Source organism: uncultured Slackia sp. (assembly GCF_944321625.1).
Taxonomy (GTDB): Bacteria; Actinomycetota; Coriobacteriia; order Coriobacteriales; family Eggerthellaceae; genus Slackia.
The window spans coordinates 1-15,699 of record NZ_CALUMA010000029.1 but is presented as its reverse complement, the minus strand read 5'-3'; the positions used below and the strand labels follow the sequence as shown (position 1 = coordinate 15,699).

11 protein-coding genes are annotated in these 15,699 nt (G+C 60.4%); 7 read left to right on the top strand and 4 right to left on the bottom strand.

Translation table 11 applies throughout. The annotated features are described in order from the left end of the window. Positions 1–128: 128 nt before the first annotated feature. Positions 129–1,325 (bottom strand): pyridoxal phosphate-dependent aminotransferase, encoded by a 1,197-nt coding sequence (locus Q0J60_RS02645; RefSeq protein WP_294438683.1) that lies wholly within the window; start codon positions 1,323–1,325, stop codon positions 129–131. 387 nt (positions 1,326–1,712) lie between these two features. Between Q0J60_RS02645 and Q0J60_RS02640 the strand changes: the two genes are divergently transcribed. Then, the gene (locus Q0J60_RS02640; RefSeq protein ID WP_294438682.1) at positions 1,713–2,507 is read left to right on the top strand and encodes a ZIP family metal transporter; all 795 of its coding nucleotides are present in this window, start codon (positions 1,713–1,715) and stop codon (positions 2,505–2,507) included. Between the two features lie 27 nt (positions 2,508–2,534). Here Q0J60_RS02640 and Q0J60_RS02635 read toward each other — a convergent pair whose 3' ends face one another. Then, on the bottom strand, positions 2,535–3,134 hold the full coding sequence (locus tag Q0J60_RS02635) for a nitrous oxide-stimulated promoter family protein (RefSeq protein ID WP_294438681.1): 600 nt from the start codon (positions 3,132–3,134) through the stop codon (positions 2,535–2,537). Next, on the bottom strand, positions 3,127–3,774 hold the full coding sequence (locus Q0J60_RS02630) for a DUF1836 domain-containing protein (protein ID WP_294438679.1): 648 nt from the start codon (positions 3,772–3,774) through the stop codon (positions 3,127–3,129). Before Q0J60_RS02630 ends, Q0J60_RS02635 begins: the two co-directional genes overlap by 8 nt. A 232-nt stretch (positions 3,775–4,006) precedes the next feature. Here Q0J60_RS02630 and Q0J60_RS02625 point away from each other — a divergent pair, with 232 nt between their 5' ends. Next, on the top strand, positions 4,007–4,924 hold the full coding sequence (locus Q0J60_RS02625; RefSeq protein WP_294438678.1) for a DegV family protein: 918 nt from the start codon (positions 4,007–4,009) through the stop codon (positions 4,922–4,924). 332 nt (positions 4,925–5,256) lie between these two features. Here Q0J60_RS02625 and Q0J60_RS02620 read toward each other — a convergent pair whose 3' ends face one another. Beyond that, a complete protein-coding gene (locus Q0J60_RS02620) occupies positions 5,257–6,924 on the bottom strand; it encodes an FAD-dependent oxidoreductase (protein ID WP_294438677.1) in 1,668 nt (555 codons plus the stop codon). A gap of 256 nt (positions 6,925–7,180) precedes the next feature. On the opposite strand from Q0J60_RS02620, the gene Q0J60_RS02615 reads away from it, so the two are divergent. From Q0J60_RS02615 to glmS, 5 genes are all read left to right on the top strand, one after another. Then, entirely contained in the window at positions 7,181–8,635 is a 1,455-nt protein-coding gene (locus Q0J60_RS02615) for a LuxR C-terminal-related transcriptional regulator (protein WP_294438675.1), read from the top strand. Between the two features lie 125 nt (positions 8,636–8,760). Then, a complete protein-coding gene (locus tag Q0J60_RS02610) occupies positions 8,761–9,279 on the top strand; it encodes a ferritin (RefSeq protein ID WP_294438674.1) in 519 nt (172 codons plus the stop codon). A gap of 399 nt (positions 9,280–9,678) precedes the next feature. Then, complete coding sequence (locus tag Q0J60_RS02605; protein ID WP_294438673.1) at positions 9,679–10,353, top strand: ATP-binding cassette domain-containing protein; 675 nt, start codon at positions 9,679–9,681, stop codon at positions 10,351–10,353. 87 nt (positions 10,354–10,440) lie between these two features. After that, the gene (locus Q0J60_RS02600; RefSeq protein WP_367178766.1) at positions 10,441–13,251 is read left to right on the top strand and encodes a YhgE/Pip family protein; all 2,811 of its coding nucleotides are present in this window, start codon (positions 10,441–10,443) and stop codon (positions 13,249–13,251) included. 497 nt (positions 13,252–13,748) lie between these two features. Beyond that, positions 13,749–15,590 carry a glutamine--fructose-6-phosphate transaminase (isomerizing) gene (gene glmS / locus Q0J60_RS02595; protein ID WP_294438671.1) on the top strand — a complete coding sequence of 614 codons (1,842 nt, stop codon included), beginning with the start codon at positions 13,749–13,751 and terminating at the stop codon, positions 15,588–15,590. Positions 15,591–15,699: the final 109 nt, after the last annotated feature.

Below are 15,699 nucleotides of genomic sequence, written 5' to 3'. Positions count from 1 at the left end.
TCTCGGACTTTTTCTTATCCAAGAAATGGGAGGCAGTTCATACGTTCTTTGGGGTTCGGCCAATCTACCTTGTAACGCGGAATCTCGCGTAGGGTCTAATGCGGGACTCCATGCGGGGCCGGCGCGAATTATCCCTTGAGTTTCTGCTGATACTCGCGCATAAGCTCGGCGAACGCGGACAGCGAATTCACGATGGTCTCGTGGCTCACGCAGTAGCCGATGCGCACCCATCCGCCCACGCCGAAGCTGTCGGAAGGCACCAGCAACAGCTCATGCGCCTTCGCGGCCTCGGAAAACGCCTGCGCATCGGGCTCCAGCGCGCGCACCCACAAGTAGAACGCGCCCTGCGGCGTCACGCATTCATAGCCCAGCTCGGTAAGGCCCTCGTACAGTGCCTCGCGGTTGGCACGGTATGCTTCCACGTCACATGGCGCGTCTACGCAGCGCTCGATTACGCTCTGGAACAGCGCCGGCGCGCATACGAACCCCAGCGCGCGGCCGGCACCGCACACGGCGGCGTACACCTTGCGTGCGTCCTTCATCGCGGGCGGCACCAGGATGTACCCGATGCGCTCACCCGGCAGGCTAAGCGACTTGGAGTACGAGTAGCACACGAACGTGTTCTCGTAGAGCGACGGCACCCACGGCACGCCGGGGCCGCCGTACACAATCTCACGATACGGCTCGTCGGCGATCAGATAGATGGTGGTTCCCAGCTCGTCTTGCTTGCGGCGCAGCGCGCTGGCGAGCTCGGTCAGGTCGCACGCGGGGTACACCGCGCCGGTGGGGTTGTTGGGCGAGTTCACGATCACGCCCTTGGTGCGCGGCGTGATGGCGCCCTCGATGGCCTCGATGTTCAGCTGGAAATCGTCCAGGCGGGCAAGCACCTCCACGCAGGTGCAGCCGGCGGACTCGATCCACACCTTGTATTCGGGGAAGTACGGCGCCACCACGATGAACTCGTCGCCGGGGTTGGCCACCGCGTTGATGGTGATGGAAAGCGATGCCGCCGCTCCCACGGTCATATACAGGTCGTCCGCTGAGTAGGTGGTGTCAAAGCGGCGGTTGAGCGACTCGGCGATAGCGGTGCGCACGCCCGCGGACCCCTGGGCGGGCGTGTAGGCGTGCACCTGCTCGGGCGGCAGCTTCATCAGGTCGATGATGGCGTCGTGCACCGCGGCGGGTGCGGGGATGCTGGGATTGCCCAGGCTGAAGTCGAACACGTTCTCGTCGCCGATCTCAGCCTTGCGCGCCATGCCGTAGGCGAACAGCTCGCGGATGGCGGAAGGCTCGCTTCCTAGTTCATACATGCGCTGGTTGATCATGGCATCCTCGTTTCACTTGGGGCAGCGCGGCGGCGTTTTGGCGAAGGGGCGCTCATGAACGCTGCCGAGTTGGCGGAAACTGCTCGGGCGCTTTGGCATGCGCGGGCGAAAACAGTTCATACTGCAAGTCTAACGCGTGCGACGTTGTTCTATGGCGAATTTTGCAATGATTTCGACGGCGTGTGTTAAAAAAAGAAAAAATAGGGGATGATGGGCGCGGAATGTTGTGCGTTCGCCTTGCGGTTTGCCGCTCGCTCCGAGGAGGCAGAGCCGGAAGGTGCGCGCTGAGAGGGCCAAAACGAACCGTGCGCGAGTGCTTTCGGGCAAGTGCCTCGGAGGCATTTGGGCGATAGCGGCTCGGGAAGTGGCCCGAGAATAGGAGATTGTATGCTTGATGCATTTCTGGGTGCCGCCGCTGGCACCGGGTTTACGTTCTTGTGCACCACGGTGGGTGCCGCCGCGGTGTTTTTGATTCGCGGCAAAAAGGGCGGTATCGCGCAGACGCTGTTTTTGGGATTCGCCGCAGGCGTCATGATAGCCGCGAGCGTATGGAGCCTGCTCATTCCCGCCATCGAGCGCGCGGAGGAGATGGGCCAGATAGGATGGATTCCTGCGGCGGGCGGCTTCGTGCTGGGCGCAGCGTTCCTGTTCGTGCTGCACGCGCTTCTGCCGCACCTGAACATCGGCAAGAGCCACGCCGAGGGCCTGCCGTCGCGGTGGGGCCGCTCGACTCTCCTGTTCACGGCGGTCACGCTGCACAACATCCCCGAAGGCATGAGCGTGGGTCTGCTGTTTGGCATGGCCGCTCAGCAGGGCGGCGACCCGGTGCTTCTGGGCATGGCCACGGCGCTCGCGCTGGGTATTGGCATTCAGAACATCCCCGAAGGCGCGGCGGTCTCGCTGCCGCTTGCGCAGGAGGGCATGAGCCGCGCGAAGGCGTTCGCCATGGGCAGCCTGTCGGGTCTGGCTGAGCCGGTGTTTGGGTGCCTGGTGGTGCTGGGCATCGGGTTCATCACGCCGTATATGCCGTGGATGCTGGCGTTTTCCGCCGGAGCCATGATGTTCGTGGTGGTCGAGGAGCTCATCCCCGAGGCGCACCTGGGTGACCACAGCAACTGGGGCACCGCCGGCGTGATGGCGGGCTTCCTCCTAATGATGATCCTGGATGTGGCGCTGGGATAGTCGCTCTAGGTCGAGCCTTTGCCCGGTTTAGCTCAAACGCGTCTGAATCAGGTGGCGAATTGCCTCGATTGCGTGTCCGCGGAACATTGCGCGTGGTCCGGCGTAGGCCATCGCCTTGCGCTGGAACGCCTGCTCAGCTGGTGCATAGCAGTGGTTGGAGCAGGTTTTGCAGCTAGGGCGCGGCTCGCGACGGCAGAGCGCGCGTCGCACCTCGCCGTAGCGGGTATGAGCGGCGCATTCGGGGCATAGGCGGGGAATCTTGTGCGCGGGGTACACGCCGGCGCGAACAGCCTCGCTTTCATAAGGGGTGCGCAGAGAGTCATCATGGTGGTCGGCGCAATAGATTTCGGTCATGCCTGCCAGCGTGACAATATCGCGGGCGACTTCTTTGTCCTCGAAGCGTGCCATAATACGTTCGCGGCTGCGCTCGTATGCGCGCGCGGTCAGTTCATCGGTCTTGCGGGCAATTTCGGCGTCGGAGGCAGGGCGGGACGTGTCGTTGCCCTGCGACATTTCATTCTTCTGCGATGCCTCATCGTTCAATGCCACTGCGCCATCCGTTGCATCGTTCGAAGGAATGCCGTCGTTTGGCAGCGCGTCTTTTTCGTCCTGAAGCATGCTAGTCATCGTCTCCGCCGTTTCCTTCGTCGCTCGGCTGGGCAAAGGCGCCCCCAAGGATGCTCAGCTCGAAACACTTTTCTACGTAAATCTTATTGGCGGCGCAGGTGGCGGCCGAGATGGCCATGCGTCGTTCGGGCGTGAGGTTGGCGGCGTCGGCCACCTTGAGCGCGAACGCGAACCCTTCGCTGCGCTCGAGCGCCCAGCTTCCCAGGCTGTCGGATTTCACGGTGCCGCAGAACAGCACGCGCAGGCTTTCCTCGATGGTGGTGCAAAAGAAGTCGTAGGCGCGGTTGGCGTCGTGCGTGGCGGCCTGCGCTTCCAGAAGCCGCTTGATGTCGCTGATGGAAAACGTGCGCTTGAGCAGGCAAATCGCAATCAAGTAGGCGATGTGGTCGCGCGTGTAGCGCTTGCGCTGCGGCGTGGGAATCACGTGCTGCTTAACGTAGTTGTTCACCATGGAGGACGTGAGCAGCTTCTCGTCGGCCGAGACCAACGGACGCAGGTGCTCTTCAACGTAGGTGAGGAGCTGGTCCATGTAGAGATCGATCGGCGGAAGCTCGGCGTAGCGCGGCAGGTGCAGCGTGCGGATGAGCTCCACGAATTCGTGCTCTCCCATGGGAGGAATCTGTTCATGTTTCTTAGGCATGGCTCGTAGCCTACCAGGTGCGGGGCGCTTCGTGCTATGGGCGAATCGGCTTGCGGCGGGGCGTTCAACTAAACTCCACATTGGTTGACACGGTTACAACGATTACTTAATCTGGTTTTCAATACCAGATTGATTCCTGCGCAGGTTCGCTAGGCACGGGTGGCTCTCGTGGGCATACGAGGCGCAGGCGAAGACGGCTGCAGGCGTATGCGGCACGAAGGAGGCGCCGATTATGGTTCCCGATATCCGAGAGGTAGTGCGAGGCGTGCTCGAGCGCGATTCGTCGCAGGAGGCTGCAGGCCAGAAGATCGCCGTGGTCACCGATTCGTGTGCCGACGTTCCCGCCGATACAGCGCTTAAGCTGGGCATTCGCGTGGTGCCGCTGCACATCAACTATCTCAACGAGTCGTTCCGCGACCGCGTGGACATCCAGCCCAACGAGGTCTACGCGCGCTTCTCGGAGGAAATCCCCAAGACGTCGCTTCCTTCGCCCGCCGAGGTGTCTGCGCTGTTCGACCAGCTTGCAAGCGAGGGCTACACGCATGTGGCGGTCATCAGCATTTCCTCGGGGCTTTCGGGCACGTTCGACATGATGCGCAGCGTTGCCGCGGGCTGCGGCTCCATGCATATCGAGGTTGTGGACACGCGCAGCATCGCGTTGGGCGCGGGGTTCGTCGCCATCGCAACGGCGCAGGCGGTGTGCGCGGGCGAACCTTTCGATAAGGTGATGAAAATCGCACACGAGGCGGCGGCCAAGACGCGGGTGTTTTTCTGCGTGGGCACGCTGGATTACCTGTATGCGGGCGGGCGCATCGGCAAGGTGACGCATTCGCTGGGCACGGCGTTCGACATTCGCCCCGTTATCACATGTGACGAAGAAGGCACGTATGTGACCTGCGCAAAGGCGCATGGACGCAAAGCGTCGCTCAAGAAGACGATTGCCATGGCCCAAAAAGCATTGGGCAATTCGCAGGCGTATCGCGTAGCCATCGTGCACGGCGACGCTGAGGCGGAGGCGCGCGCCATCTACGATCGTGCGGCGGAGCTGTTCCCCCATGCGCGCGAGGTGTATTTCGAGCAAATCAGCCCCGCGCTGGTGGTACACACCGGCCCGGGCCTCATCGGCATCGGCGTGCAGCGCATGGATTAGGGCGGCAGAGGCCTTTTTCTTCCTTCTGTGTCGCCCTGCTCGCGCAAAACCCCCTGAAAATCAGGGTTATACGCGAGCGAGCAAAGTACGTGAATAACAGCAAACCTGTGACCTGGTGTTTTGTAATAGCAAAACTGAGACTGCCTGGCAGAAGGAGGCAAAACCCTGATATTCAGGGGGCTTGGCCCTTTTATGCATCTATCGCATCCCATTTGAGTGCATAAAGAGCCCCGCCTGCCAAGGGAGGGGGTGCAGGCGGGGCGAGTGGTTGTGCTTCGGTTTGAATGAGGCGGCGCTAAGTCGATTACTTGTCTTGGTGAACGGCGGCTACTTTACGCGCCAAGCGCTGCGTCGGCGGCGAATTGTCCGGCGCGGCGGCCGCCCGTGCAGGCACGCCCGTGGCTTACGCCGGAAATCGTAATAGGGTAGTCATCGAAGAAGAAGCTGCCCGAGCAGTTGCCCGCAGCCCACAAACCAGGAATCGGGTGGGCGTTAGCGTCAATAACCTGCTGGTTCTCGTTGATCTGCAGACCACCCAGGGTAACGAGCAGCGTAGTACCTGCGTGCACCGCATAGAACGGGGGCTCGGTGATTGAGCTCAGACACTGTTTGCGCTTGCCAAAGTCAGTGTCTTCCCCGGCGGCACACAGCTCGTTGTAGTGCTCGATGGTCTTCTTAGCGGTTTCGACATCGATGCCTTCCATCTTGCCCAGTAACTCGTCAATAGTGTCTGCCGACATGATGCTGCCGTCTTCGATGAACTGCTTAATTTGCTCGGGGTCGTGCAACGGCGAACGGAAGTCCTTGCACACGATCATGCCCATGGCGGGACCGTCGGTTTCCCACTTGGCATCCCAAATGACCCATTTCATGTGGCGCGGCTGCGCATTGTGGGCGCGGCACACGTAAGCATAAGGCATGTCTTCGTTGCAGAAGCGTTCGCCCAGGTCATTGAGGTAGAGCCAGGGCTGGCGCGTCAGCGGGATGGACGGCATGTGCTCGAGACCCTCAACACCTTCGTCAAAATACATCGGGCAATGGGGTGCGGGGTCGATGGCGGCGCCTGCCCACGCACCCATGCGAATGCCGTCGCCGGTGTTATGTGCGGGGGTGGTGATGTTGTGAATGTCTTCGGCGTGGTTGGGAATGAAGGCGTCCATCATCTCTTCGTCAGCGCCGTAGCCGCCTGTGGCGAGAACGACCGATTTCGCATCAACCTGGATGGTTCCCTCTTCACCTTCATACACTACGCCCGTCACGGTGCCGTCTTCGGCTTGCACGAGTTGGAGCGCTTCGGAGTTGAAGCGCACGTCAACGCCGAGCTCTTCAGCGTATGCGGTGAATGCCTTCGCCCATCCAATGGCGTAGGGAGGCTCATAGCCGGCTTCGCCGCCCTCGGCGATGAGCTCGTCAGTGGGAACAATCTGGAACGCATCGGTTGCGAAATGCTCGTACCAAGCGTCGGGAATAACTTGCATCTCAATAGGCATGGGGGCAACCTGAATGCCATGAGAAGAAAGCATGTCGGCAGCCCAATCGAGCGCTTCGGCGGAATTATCGAGCCACGCTTTAACCACGCGGTAGTCGCCGCGATGGCTTCCCCAGCGAAGCACCTCTTGCAGTACGTCATTCTTGCGGTCGCGAAGATCGATGCCGGCCTCAAGCTGAATTTTGCCGCCTACGGCACCATAGTCGATTCCGCGGAACTGGGCGGCACCCGTCTTTTCGATAAGCACAACCTTGGCACCCTTTTCAGCGGCCGAGCATGCGGCGGAAAAGCCCGACATGCCACCGCCAATGACCACAACGTCGGTACTTTCGGTGGAAGAGATATCTGCTACAGGTTCGGGTTTGGTCTCCCAGGTATGTGCGTTATTCTCCTCAGATGAAGAGTTTGAGCTTACCTGGGTGGGTGCGCATCCGGCAAGGGCGCTGCTGGCAAAGATGGCGGCTCCTGCTGCACCGGCGGCTCCGAGGAAGTTGCGTCGCGTGAGTTCCATGATTCTCCCTTTCTTCCTTGCGTTGCATCGATGTCCTGCGCTTAGTAATTTCCGTTCTGGCGTTCGTTTTGGATACGTTGCGTGCCATGTCGCAAGCGCATGCCGCATCAACCAAAACTTCGTGAGCGCTTCGCATCGGGTGACCTCAGATTGCCGTCTGCTCTGTCTATGCACAATCGGTATAATGCATGTATTGTGGGGATATGGGGTATCGGTAAAAACGCACGATGCCTTCTGACGAGGGGAAACATTCTTTATGGCAATAAATCTTATGCCTCCGGTGCGACTTAAGAAGATGCTTCGGGGCGTGCACATTTATGCGCCGCTCGGGGTCGCTTTACTTTCTGCGTGGTTATTGTTGCTTGCCATATCGCCTGTATTTTCCCGTACGCCAACGCTTGCGGGGGAATATCTCTCATGGCGACTCCTTGTGTGTGTCGGCGTCGCGTGCATGTTTGCGGCGATTGCGTTTGTGCCTCGGGTTGGGCAGTGGGTTTTGAGCGCCCGCTCGCATTCCTTTGCCATGGCGGTTTGCTGCGGGGTATGCGGTTTATTCGGCGTGCTTATTTCCGAATATGCCCATGCTTTGATGTTTGATGTTGTTTCGGCAATCATGACGGCAGTGGCGCTTGTTTTATTGTGCTGTATATGGGCATGCCGCGTCTCGGCCGTGTTGCTTCGTGAGCGCGTATTCATTTTGGCCGGAGGCGTGATGGCTGGTTGTGTGATATATGGGGCCATCGCTATCATCCCTCAACCTTTTGCGCTTTTCGTGGGCGGATGCCTTCCTGCACTATCCGCAGCGTTCGCTTTTGCTGCTGATGGCGAAGATGCGGTGCGTGAGTCTCCGGTTCAAGAGAAGGTGTCGACTTTTCCGTTCGAGGCGGAGCTTGCTTCTTCGGCGATCTTGTTCGGCGTGCTTTTTGTGCTGTGCGGGCACGCTCTTCCCGAGCAAGAAGCCCAGTGGGTTTCCGCTGCTGCGCCCGGCATGATTCATGTGGCGGCACTTTTTGTTCTGGAGGCCATCATCACGCTGGTGATGATGTTTGGGTCGGGAAGGACGAATCCTCTCATTGCGGTTCGCCCCTCGGCTATCGTGGTAGCAGTGTCACTGTTGCTCTTGCCTTTTGCAAGCGAGATATGGCGTATGGGCTGTCTGGCGCTTGCGTTCGCTGGCTTTGGAAGCTTCATGGTGTATTTCGTGATAGTCATGGGTAATATTTCGCAGGAGCGCGGAGCCAATGCCTCTCAGGTGTGTGCATGGGGCATGCTGCTTGTTGTCACGGGGGCGCTCATTGGGGAGGCCCTGTCGGCAGCGCTTCTAGCCATCCGGCCGATAATGCCGATAGATTATGTCAGCGCGCTGAGCATCTGCGGCCTGTTTGTTGTGGTGGTTATGCAGTGGGGTATGGCCAAACGCTACGATTTGGCGCATGAGACACGCGAAATGGGCGGACATTATTTTTTGGACGAACGTCCCGCTGAGGCTTTGAAATTCCAAGAGATTGCCCGTCATTTCTCGCTTTCTCCGCGTGAGACTGAGGTGCTAGTAATGCTGGCAAAGGGGCGCAGTATTCCTTATATATGTGAAGCTCTGTGCATTTCCAAAAGTACGGCGCAAACTCATGTGCGCCATATATATGACAAGATGGAAGTGTCGGAAGGCCGCCAAGGACTCATTGACGCCATTGAGCAATTTGGAGCCCAATAAGTTCTCATCATGACGAAACCATGTCGTTTTGCTTATTGATACTCATTCTCAATAAGAAAGAGCACGATGCGTCGTACAATGGGGCCACGCAAACGATTCCGCTTTAACACAGGAGGAGAATCACCATGGATCAGAAAGTCTACGAGCTTATCAACGCCCAGATCAACGCCGAGCTGTACAGCGCCTACCTGTACCTGTCCTTCGCCGATTACTACGAGGAGGAGGGCCTGGAGGGCTACGCCAACTTCTACGAGATTCAGGCCGCCGAGGAGCGCGACCATGCGCTGATCTTCCGCAATTACCTGCATGACAACGGTGTGAAGGTGAAGCTTTCCGCCATCGCGCAGCCCGACAAGACCTTCTCCAACTTCCTGGAGCCGCTTGAGGCCGGCCTGGAGCATGAGAAGTACGTGACCTCGCTGATCAACGACATCTACTCCGCCGCCGCCGAGGCCAAGGATTACCGCACCATGAAGTTCCTGGATTGGTTCATCGAGGAGCAGATGGAGGAGGAAGACACCGCTGACACCATGATCACCAAGATGAAGCTGTTCGGCTCCGACGCCAAGGCGCTCTACGACTTGGACCAGGAGTATGCCGCCCGCGTGTACACCACGCCCAGCCCGCTGGCCACCGCCGAATAACATCACATTCGCCGGCAATCGCCAAACGGCATTACGTCTTTTGGCTGCCGCCCAGTAAAGAGCATCGCTTCCGCCCGCGCCTTCGTTGTGCGGGCGGTTTTGTTTTGCGCGAGAAAAGGCCGCCGGCTGCGAATCGCCTCCTGTTTCTTGCCAGGAGGTTTTATCAGGAGGCTCCATGCGCCCAATGCCCAAGGCTGGAAACAGGAGATTCTATATGCCCAAATGCCTGAGGGTGAGGTGCGACGGTGCCATGCGCGACGGCTCTTTTGCGTTCCCTCGCGTTTTCCAGCTTGGAAACAAAATGGAGGGATTGCCTATCGGCAACCTCGCACAATTGGGTCAGGTGGTACCATTGCGTGATTCGAGGGAAACAAACGCGCATGTTTGAGAAGGATACGCATGGTGGAAGCCGAAGAAACTGCTTTGAATGAGGCCCTTTCGGCCGATATGGTATACGCGCAGGCGCGCGAGATCGGTTTGCGCACGTCGCAAGGATGCCCTTACGCCGGCATGACGTGCACGGTGCGCAAGGGCGAGCTTACGGCGTTGCGCGGCCGCGATGGCAGCGGCAAGACGGCGTTGCTTCTCACGCTGGCGGCTCGCATGGCGCACAATCAGGGCGAACTCACCATTCTGGGCGAACGCATGCCTAAAGGCGCGCGCCGCGTGCAACGCCGCATCGGCCTGGGGCTTGTGGCGGGCGTGAACGATTTGCGCGAAAATCTGACCGTCGCGGCAACCGTTGCGGCGGAGCTTTCGCTGTTCGGCAAGCCTTCCAAGCAAGACGACGTGGAAGCGTATCTGCGCGAGTGGGGCATCGAAGATTTGTCTCGCATGAGCGTGGGCGACCTTCCGCGTGAACGGCTGGTGTTGCTGGGCATCGCTTTGGGCATGGCGGGCGACCCCGAGGCCTTGGCGGTGGACGATGTGGAAACCGGCCTGACCGCGCGGCAGTCCGCGCGCCTGATGGAGCGCTTGTCGCGCATCGCCCATGAACGCGGCATCGCCGTCATGGCCGCATGCGCCGATCGCGATCTGGCGCAGGCCGCCGATTGCATATACGAGTTGAGCTAGTAAGAACAAATTCGTCCGAGCCGATTCGCTTTGCGCGGACGAGTGGGGCGAGCGGGTCGCGTTGGGCGGCCTCACCTAGTGAAATAAATGTTCCCAGGGCATTTCGCATTACGGAGGAAGAGCATGGCATTCGGAGGATTTCGCTTCGCCGGCTTAGAATTGAAGAACATCGCAGGGAGCGGGGGCATGAAAGCCCTGCTTGTCGCGCTTCTCGTGATACCGTGCTTGTGCGCTGCGTTCTATCTTGGCTCGCTCGCCGACCCGTACAAGTCGCTTGAGGCCGTGCCGGTCGCCATCGTCAATGAGGACGAGGGCGCCACCATCAACGGCGAAGAGCGCAACGTGGGCGAGGAGGTGTGCGACGATGTGGCGGCGCGCACCGACGGTCTGAAGTGGAGTTTCGTGAGCGCCGACGAAGCGCAGGCGGGCATGGAGTCGGGCGCGTACTACATGGTGTGCACCATTCCGTCCGATTTCTCCGAGAAGATCGCATCGGCCGACACCGGCGAGCCCAAGGCGGCTGACCTGGGCATCGAATACAACGAATCCAAGAACGCCGCTGCCAGCCAAATGGGCCGCAGCGTGTGGCAGTCCATTCAGACCCAGGTGACCAATTCCGTGACGCGCCAATATTGGAACACCATGCTCACGCGTTCGAGCGACGCGGGCGAGAGCATGGAGGAGTCGTCCGCCGGCGCCGAGCAGCTTGCCCAAGGCATGGAAACCGTGATGGAGGGCAATTCTGCCATTACTGAGGGGATTTCAAGCATGGGTCAGGGTGCCGCCGCGCTGCAAAGCGGCTTGAGCACGCTGGCGTCGGGCGGCGATGCGATTGCCCAGGGCGCCGCCGCTCTTGGGTCCACCGGTTCGGTGCTCGACGCGGGTGCGCAGGGCATGGCGACGGGTTTGTCCGCTCTGGCCAGCCAAACGTCCGCATTGGGCGAGCAGACCGGGCAGCTTGCCTCGGGCGCTCAGGCGGTTGATGAGGGACTAAAGGCGACGGTCGACTCCATTGGGTCTTCCGACCAGGCGCTCGATATGGAAAATCCCACGCTTGCGGCATCGTCGCAAACGGTCACGTCGCTTTCCCAGGCGACAGGCGCGGGGCTTGAGAGCCTTGACGGGAGTCTTGCGTCTATCGAAGGCAACGCCGCGGCCGCCCTCGACGAGGGCCTTTCTTCCGCCAAGCAGGCGCTTGACGGTGTTGCCGCCGACTTGCGAGCAGTGGCCGATCAGGCAGCCGCCGCCGAGGACGACCAGGCTGTGGCGGGCCAGGTGGCGGAAGTGTCTGACGCCGCGAACGCCGCTGCAGGCAATGTGACCGATGCGCAAGGTGCGGTTAGCACGGCTCAGCAGTATGAGGTCGATGCCCAGGCAAATATCGCCGATGCGCAGGCTACGCTCAATGCGCTTTTGCAAAGTGGAACGCTGAGCGAAGCGGATGCTACTACGGTTTCCGCCGCAATCGACTCGCTTAACGATGCATCTGGCGATCTCGGCAACGCAAGCGCATCGCTCGCTACGGCAGCCGATAATCTTACTTCCGCATCCGCAAATGCCAGTGCTGCATCAACGGCGGCAAGTGCCATTTCCGGCATGACCTCCTCCGGCATTGCAACGCAGATAGATGCGGCGGCGCAGGCGGTAGAAAGCGTCTCGTCGAACACGATTGGAACCTCGTCCGACGCCCCGCTTCTCGATGCGAGTTCGTCCGGCACCAAAACGCTTTATGCCGCTGCTAACGGCATCGATGCCGGCCTGCAGGGCGCTCGAGCAATCGGGTCGGGCATTTCGCAGTCCAATGACCTGGTTTCTACCGCATCCAGCGGCGTGACCCAGGGCATCGATGCGTTGGGCCAGGGGCTGTCTCTCACTCAGCAGGGCACCTCGGCGCTGTCTTTGGGCACGTCTGCCCTGGCGGCCGCCACGCCTGCGCTCGCCGAGGGCATCGATCAACTCGACCAGGGCGCGCAGAGCCTTGCCACGGGCGTTTCGGCCTACGTGAGCGGTGCGAGCGTTTTGGCGCAAAGCCTGCCGGCGTTCACGCAGGGCATTTCCACGGTTGCATCCAGCACGGGTGCACTCGTGAGCGGAGCCGACGCGCTCGCCCAGGCATCAGGCCAGATGGGCGAGGGCATGACCATGGTGGCCGAAAGCAATCAGTCGCTTGCCGACCAGCTTTCCGAAGACTCCGAGGGTCTGCGCATGCCCAAGGCTGAAATCGAGGACAAGGCCGACATGATGTCGGAGCCCGTGGAGCTTTCCGAGTCGTATTACACGCATGTGAACAGCTTCGCCGCGGGCCTCGCGCCATACTTCCTGGCAATCGGCCTGTGGATTGGCTGCCTTGCTGCAAGTTTCGCGCTGCGCCCGTTCGACAAGCGACTCTCCGCGTCGGGCGCCAATCCTGTTGCGACGGCGTTCGCGGGTTTCGTCCCCTTTGCCCTGATCGCTGCGGCGCAGGCCGTCATCATGATGCTGGTGCTCCAGTTCGTGCTGGGCATGCAGGTGGAAAACGTGCCGCAGTTCTATGCGTTTGGGCTGCTTGTTGCGTTGGTGTTTGCCGCCATCGCGCAGCTGCTCTCTGCGGCGTTTGGCTTGGGCGGTCGCCTTACGTCCATCGTCTTGCTCATGCTGCAGGCGGCATGTGTGTCGGGTGTGTTCCCTGTTGAAACCATGGGTGGACTCTTCCAGGCGTTTTGCTCGATTCTTCCCATGACGTATGCGGTCGAAGGTATGCGTCAAATCATGACGGGCATCGGATTCAACGTGGCGCTGAGCAGCGCGGTCGTGCTTGCGGTGTTTCTGGTCGCATGTTTCGCCCTCACGGCGCTTGCTATATGGCGCAAACGCATGGTGCGCATGACCGACCTGCATCCAGCGCTCCGTGCGGTGTAGCTGTGGCCGATTTTCTGGATAATCGGAACAAATAATTAGCGGAATGTGCCCCATGGATGTCTTTCTACAGGGCACATCTCAATTTCGGTCAAAAAATCGAGAATCTTTGTGCCCATTGGGGCGATTTTGCCGTTCGCGGGCTTCGAAGAAAAAACTCACCTGGGATTATGTTGGCGCAAGGCCGCCTAATCCCTTGTTTTGACGCCGAGAGCCACAAAGATTCTCGATTTTTAGACCGATTTTCGGAATCGCCTAGTATTAGAGGCCATATCGGGGCGTCAAAACGCGTCAATCGCGCCTCCGACCTACCTGTTAGGCGCGTGTGCGTACCGTCCGGCGCGCCGTTAACTCTCCCTTTATATAGCAGCGATACAATTCACGGGTTTTTGGTTCGCTGCTTTCTGATGCTGGTCGCGCACGCGCTCGGTGTTCGTCTTGGGCGAACCCAGGGAGCCGAATAAGGCATGCACGCTTTGAACGATAGGGAGGGTGCGAACATGTGCGGAATCGTCGGATACACCGGAACGCTCCAGGTGAAAGATATCTTGCTGCGTGGACTCAAGCGCATGGAATACCGCGGCTACGACTCGGCGGGTATCGCCGTGCAAACCGCCGAGGGCATCAACGTCAAGCATAAGGTGGGCAAGGTTGCCGCGCTCGCGAACATGGTGGACTCCATGAGCATCGAGGGCACGTGCGGCATCGGGCACACGCGCTGGGCCACCCACGGCAAACCGAGCGAGCGCAACGCGCACCCGCACACCGCCTGCGCAAACCATATCGTCGTGGTGCACAACGGCATCATCGAGAACTTCGCCAGTCTGCGCGAGGAGCTGGAGGGCCGTGGCCACGTGTTCTCCAGCGAAACCGACACCGAGGTGGCGGCGCACCTGATCGAGGAGGCCTATGACGGCGACCTGCTGACCGCCGTGCGCGCGGCGTGCAATCGCCTTGCCGGTGCGTATGCCATCGCTGCCATCTGCGAGTCCGAGCCCGGCGTGATCGTGTGCGCCCGCAAGGATTCGCCCATCGTGGTGGGCCAGGGCAAAACCGGGGCGCTCGTGGCCAGCGACATCGTGGCGCTCATCGACGAGACGCGCGATGTAGTGGTGCTCGAGGACGACACTTTCGCCAAGCTGACCTGCGACGCTGCCACGGGCGAGACGTCCATTGAGTACGTGGACATGGAGGGAAACGCCATCCAGCCCGAGGTCACGCATGTGGACTGGGATATCGACGCCGCCGAGAAGGGCGGCTTCCCCGACTTCATGCTGAAGGAAATCTACGAGGAGCCCCGCACCATCCGCGACACGCTGGCCGGCCGCATGGTGAACGGGCATCTGCAGTTCGACGAGCTGGCGCTCAACTACGACGAGCTTGCCGCCATCGACCGCGTGTACATCATCGCTTGCGGCACCAGCTACCACGCCGGGCTCATCGCAAAGAACCTCATCGAGGCGTGGAGCCGTATCCCCTGCGAGGTGGAGGTTGCCAGCGAGTTCCGCTATCGCAACCCCATCGTCACGCCGTCCACCCTGGTGGTGGCCGTGTCACAGTCGGGCGAGACGGCCGACACGCTTGCCGCCATCCGCGACGCGCGCATCAAGGGCGCCAAGGTGTTCGGCATCACCAACGTAGTGGGCAGCCCCGTGGCGCGCGAGAGCGACGGCGTGATTTACATCAAGGCCAATAAGGAAATCGCCGTGGCGGCTACCAAGAGTTTCTTGGGCCAGGTGGCGGCGCTCACGCTTCTGGCGATGCTTCTGGGCCAGCTGCGCGGCGGTCTCACCACGGCGCAGATTCGCATGCTGTTCCGCGAGATGGCTGACACCGCCCAGCAAATCGAGCAGATTCTGGCTGACACAAGCGCCATCGAAGAGGCGGCGCTCGCCTGCAAGGATGCGCAGAACGCCCTGTTCATCGGACGTGGCATCGGCTCAACCATCTGCTACGAGGGAGCGCTCAAGCTCAAAGAGATCAGCTACCTGCATGCCGAGGCTTATGCTGCCGGCGAAATGAAGCATGGGCCCATTGCGCTGATCGACGACGGTTTCCCGGTCATTGCCGTGGCGACCGAAAGCCCTGTGTACGACAAGCTGGTCTCGAACTTGAAGGAGTGCGAAGCCCGCGGTGCGCTCATCGTCGCCATTGCGACGGAAGGGGACGAAGAGATCAAAAAGATCGCCCGGCATGTCATCTACGTTCCCAAAGTGCGCGACTGTTTCACGCCCATTACCGCAAGCGTTCCCTTGCAGCTGTTCGCCCGCGCTATCGCACTTTTGCGCGGATGCGACGTCGACCAGCCGCGCAACCTCGCGAAAAGCGTCACGGTCGAGTAGCGGTCCTGTCGGCTCCTGTCGCCAGAATCGTTCAACGTCGCACCGCATGAGAAAAGGGGTCAGTCACTTTGTCTCGTTTCCACGTCCTACAGACAGGGTTGGTCGAATG

What these genes read in the sequence shown, in the direction of transcription:
- Q0J60_RS02645 (WP_294438683.1), bottom strand. Translation starts at nt 1,325, where the DNA reads ATGATCAACCAGCGCATGTATGAACTAGGAAGCGAGCCTTCCGCCATC.
- Q0J60_RS02640 (WP_294438682.1), top strand. Translation starts at nt 1,713, where the DNA reads ATGCTTGATGCATTTCTGGGTGCCGCCGCTGGCACCGGGTTTACGTTC.
- Q0J60_RS02635 (WP_294438681.1), bottom strand. Translation starts at nt 3,134, where the DNA reads ATGACTAGCATGCTTCAGGACGAAAAAGACGCGCTGCCAAACGACGGC.
- Q0J60_RS02630 (WP_294438679.1), bottom strand. Translation starts at nt 3,774, where the DNA reads ATGCCTAAGAAACATGAACAGATTCCTCCCATGGGAGAGCACGAATTC.
- Q0J60_RS02625 (WP_294438678.1), top strand. Translation starts at nt 4,007, where the DNA reads ATGGTTCCCGATATCCGAGAGGTAGTGCGAGGCGTGCTCGAGCGCGAT.
- Q0J60_RS02620 (WP_294438677.1), bottom strand. Translation starts at nt 6,924, where the DNA reads ATGGAACTCACGCGACGCAACTTCCTCGGAGCCGCCGGTGCAGCAGGA.
- Q0J60_RS02615 (WP_294438675.1), top strand. Translation starts at nt 7,181, where the DNA reads ATGGCAATAAATCTTATGCCTCCGGTGCGACTTAAGAAGATGCTTCGG.
- Q0J60_RS02610 (WP_294438674.1), top strand. Translation starts at nt 8,761, where the DNA reads ATGGATCAGAAAGTCTACGAGCTTATCAACGCCCAGATCAACGCCGAG.
- Q0J60_RS02605 (WP_294438673.1), top strand. Translation starts at nt 9,679, where the DNA reads ATGGTGGAAGCCGAAGAAACTGCTTTGAATGAGGCCCTTTCGGCCGAT.
- Q0J60_RS02600 (WP_367178766.1), top strand. Translation starts at nt 10,441, where the DNA reads ATGTTCCCAGGGCATTTCGCATTACGGAGGAAGAGCATGGCATTCGGA.
- glmS (WP_294438671.1), top strand. Translation starts at nt 13,749, where the DNA reads ATGTGCGGAATCGTCGGATACACCGGAACGCTCCAGGTGAAAGATATC.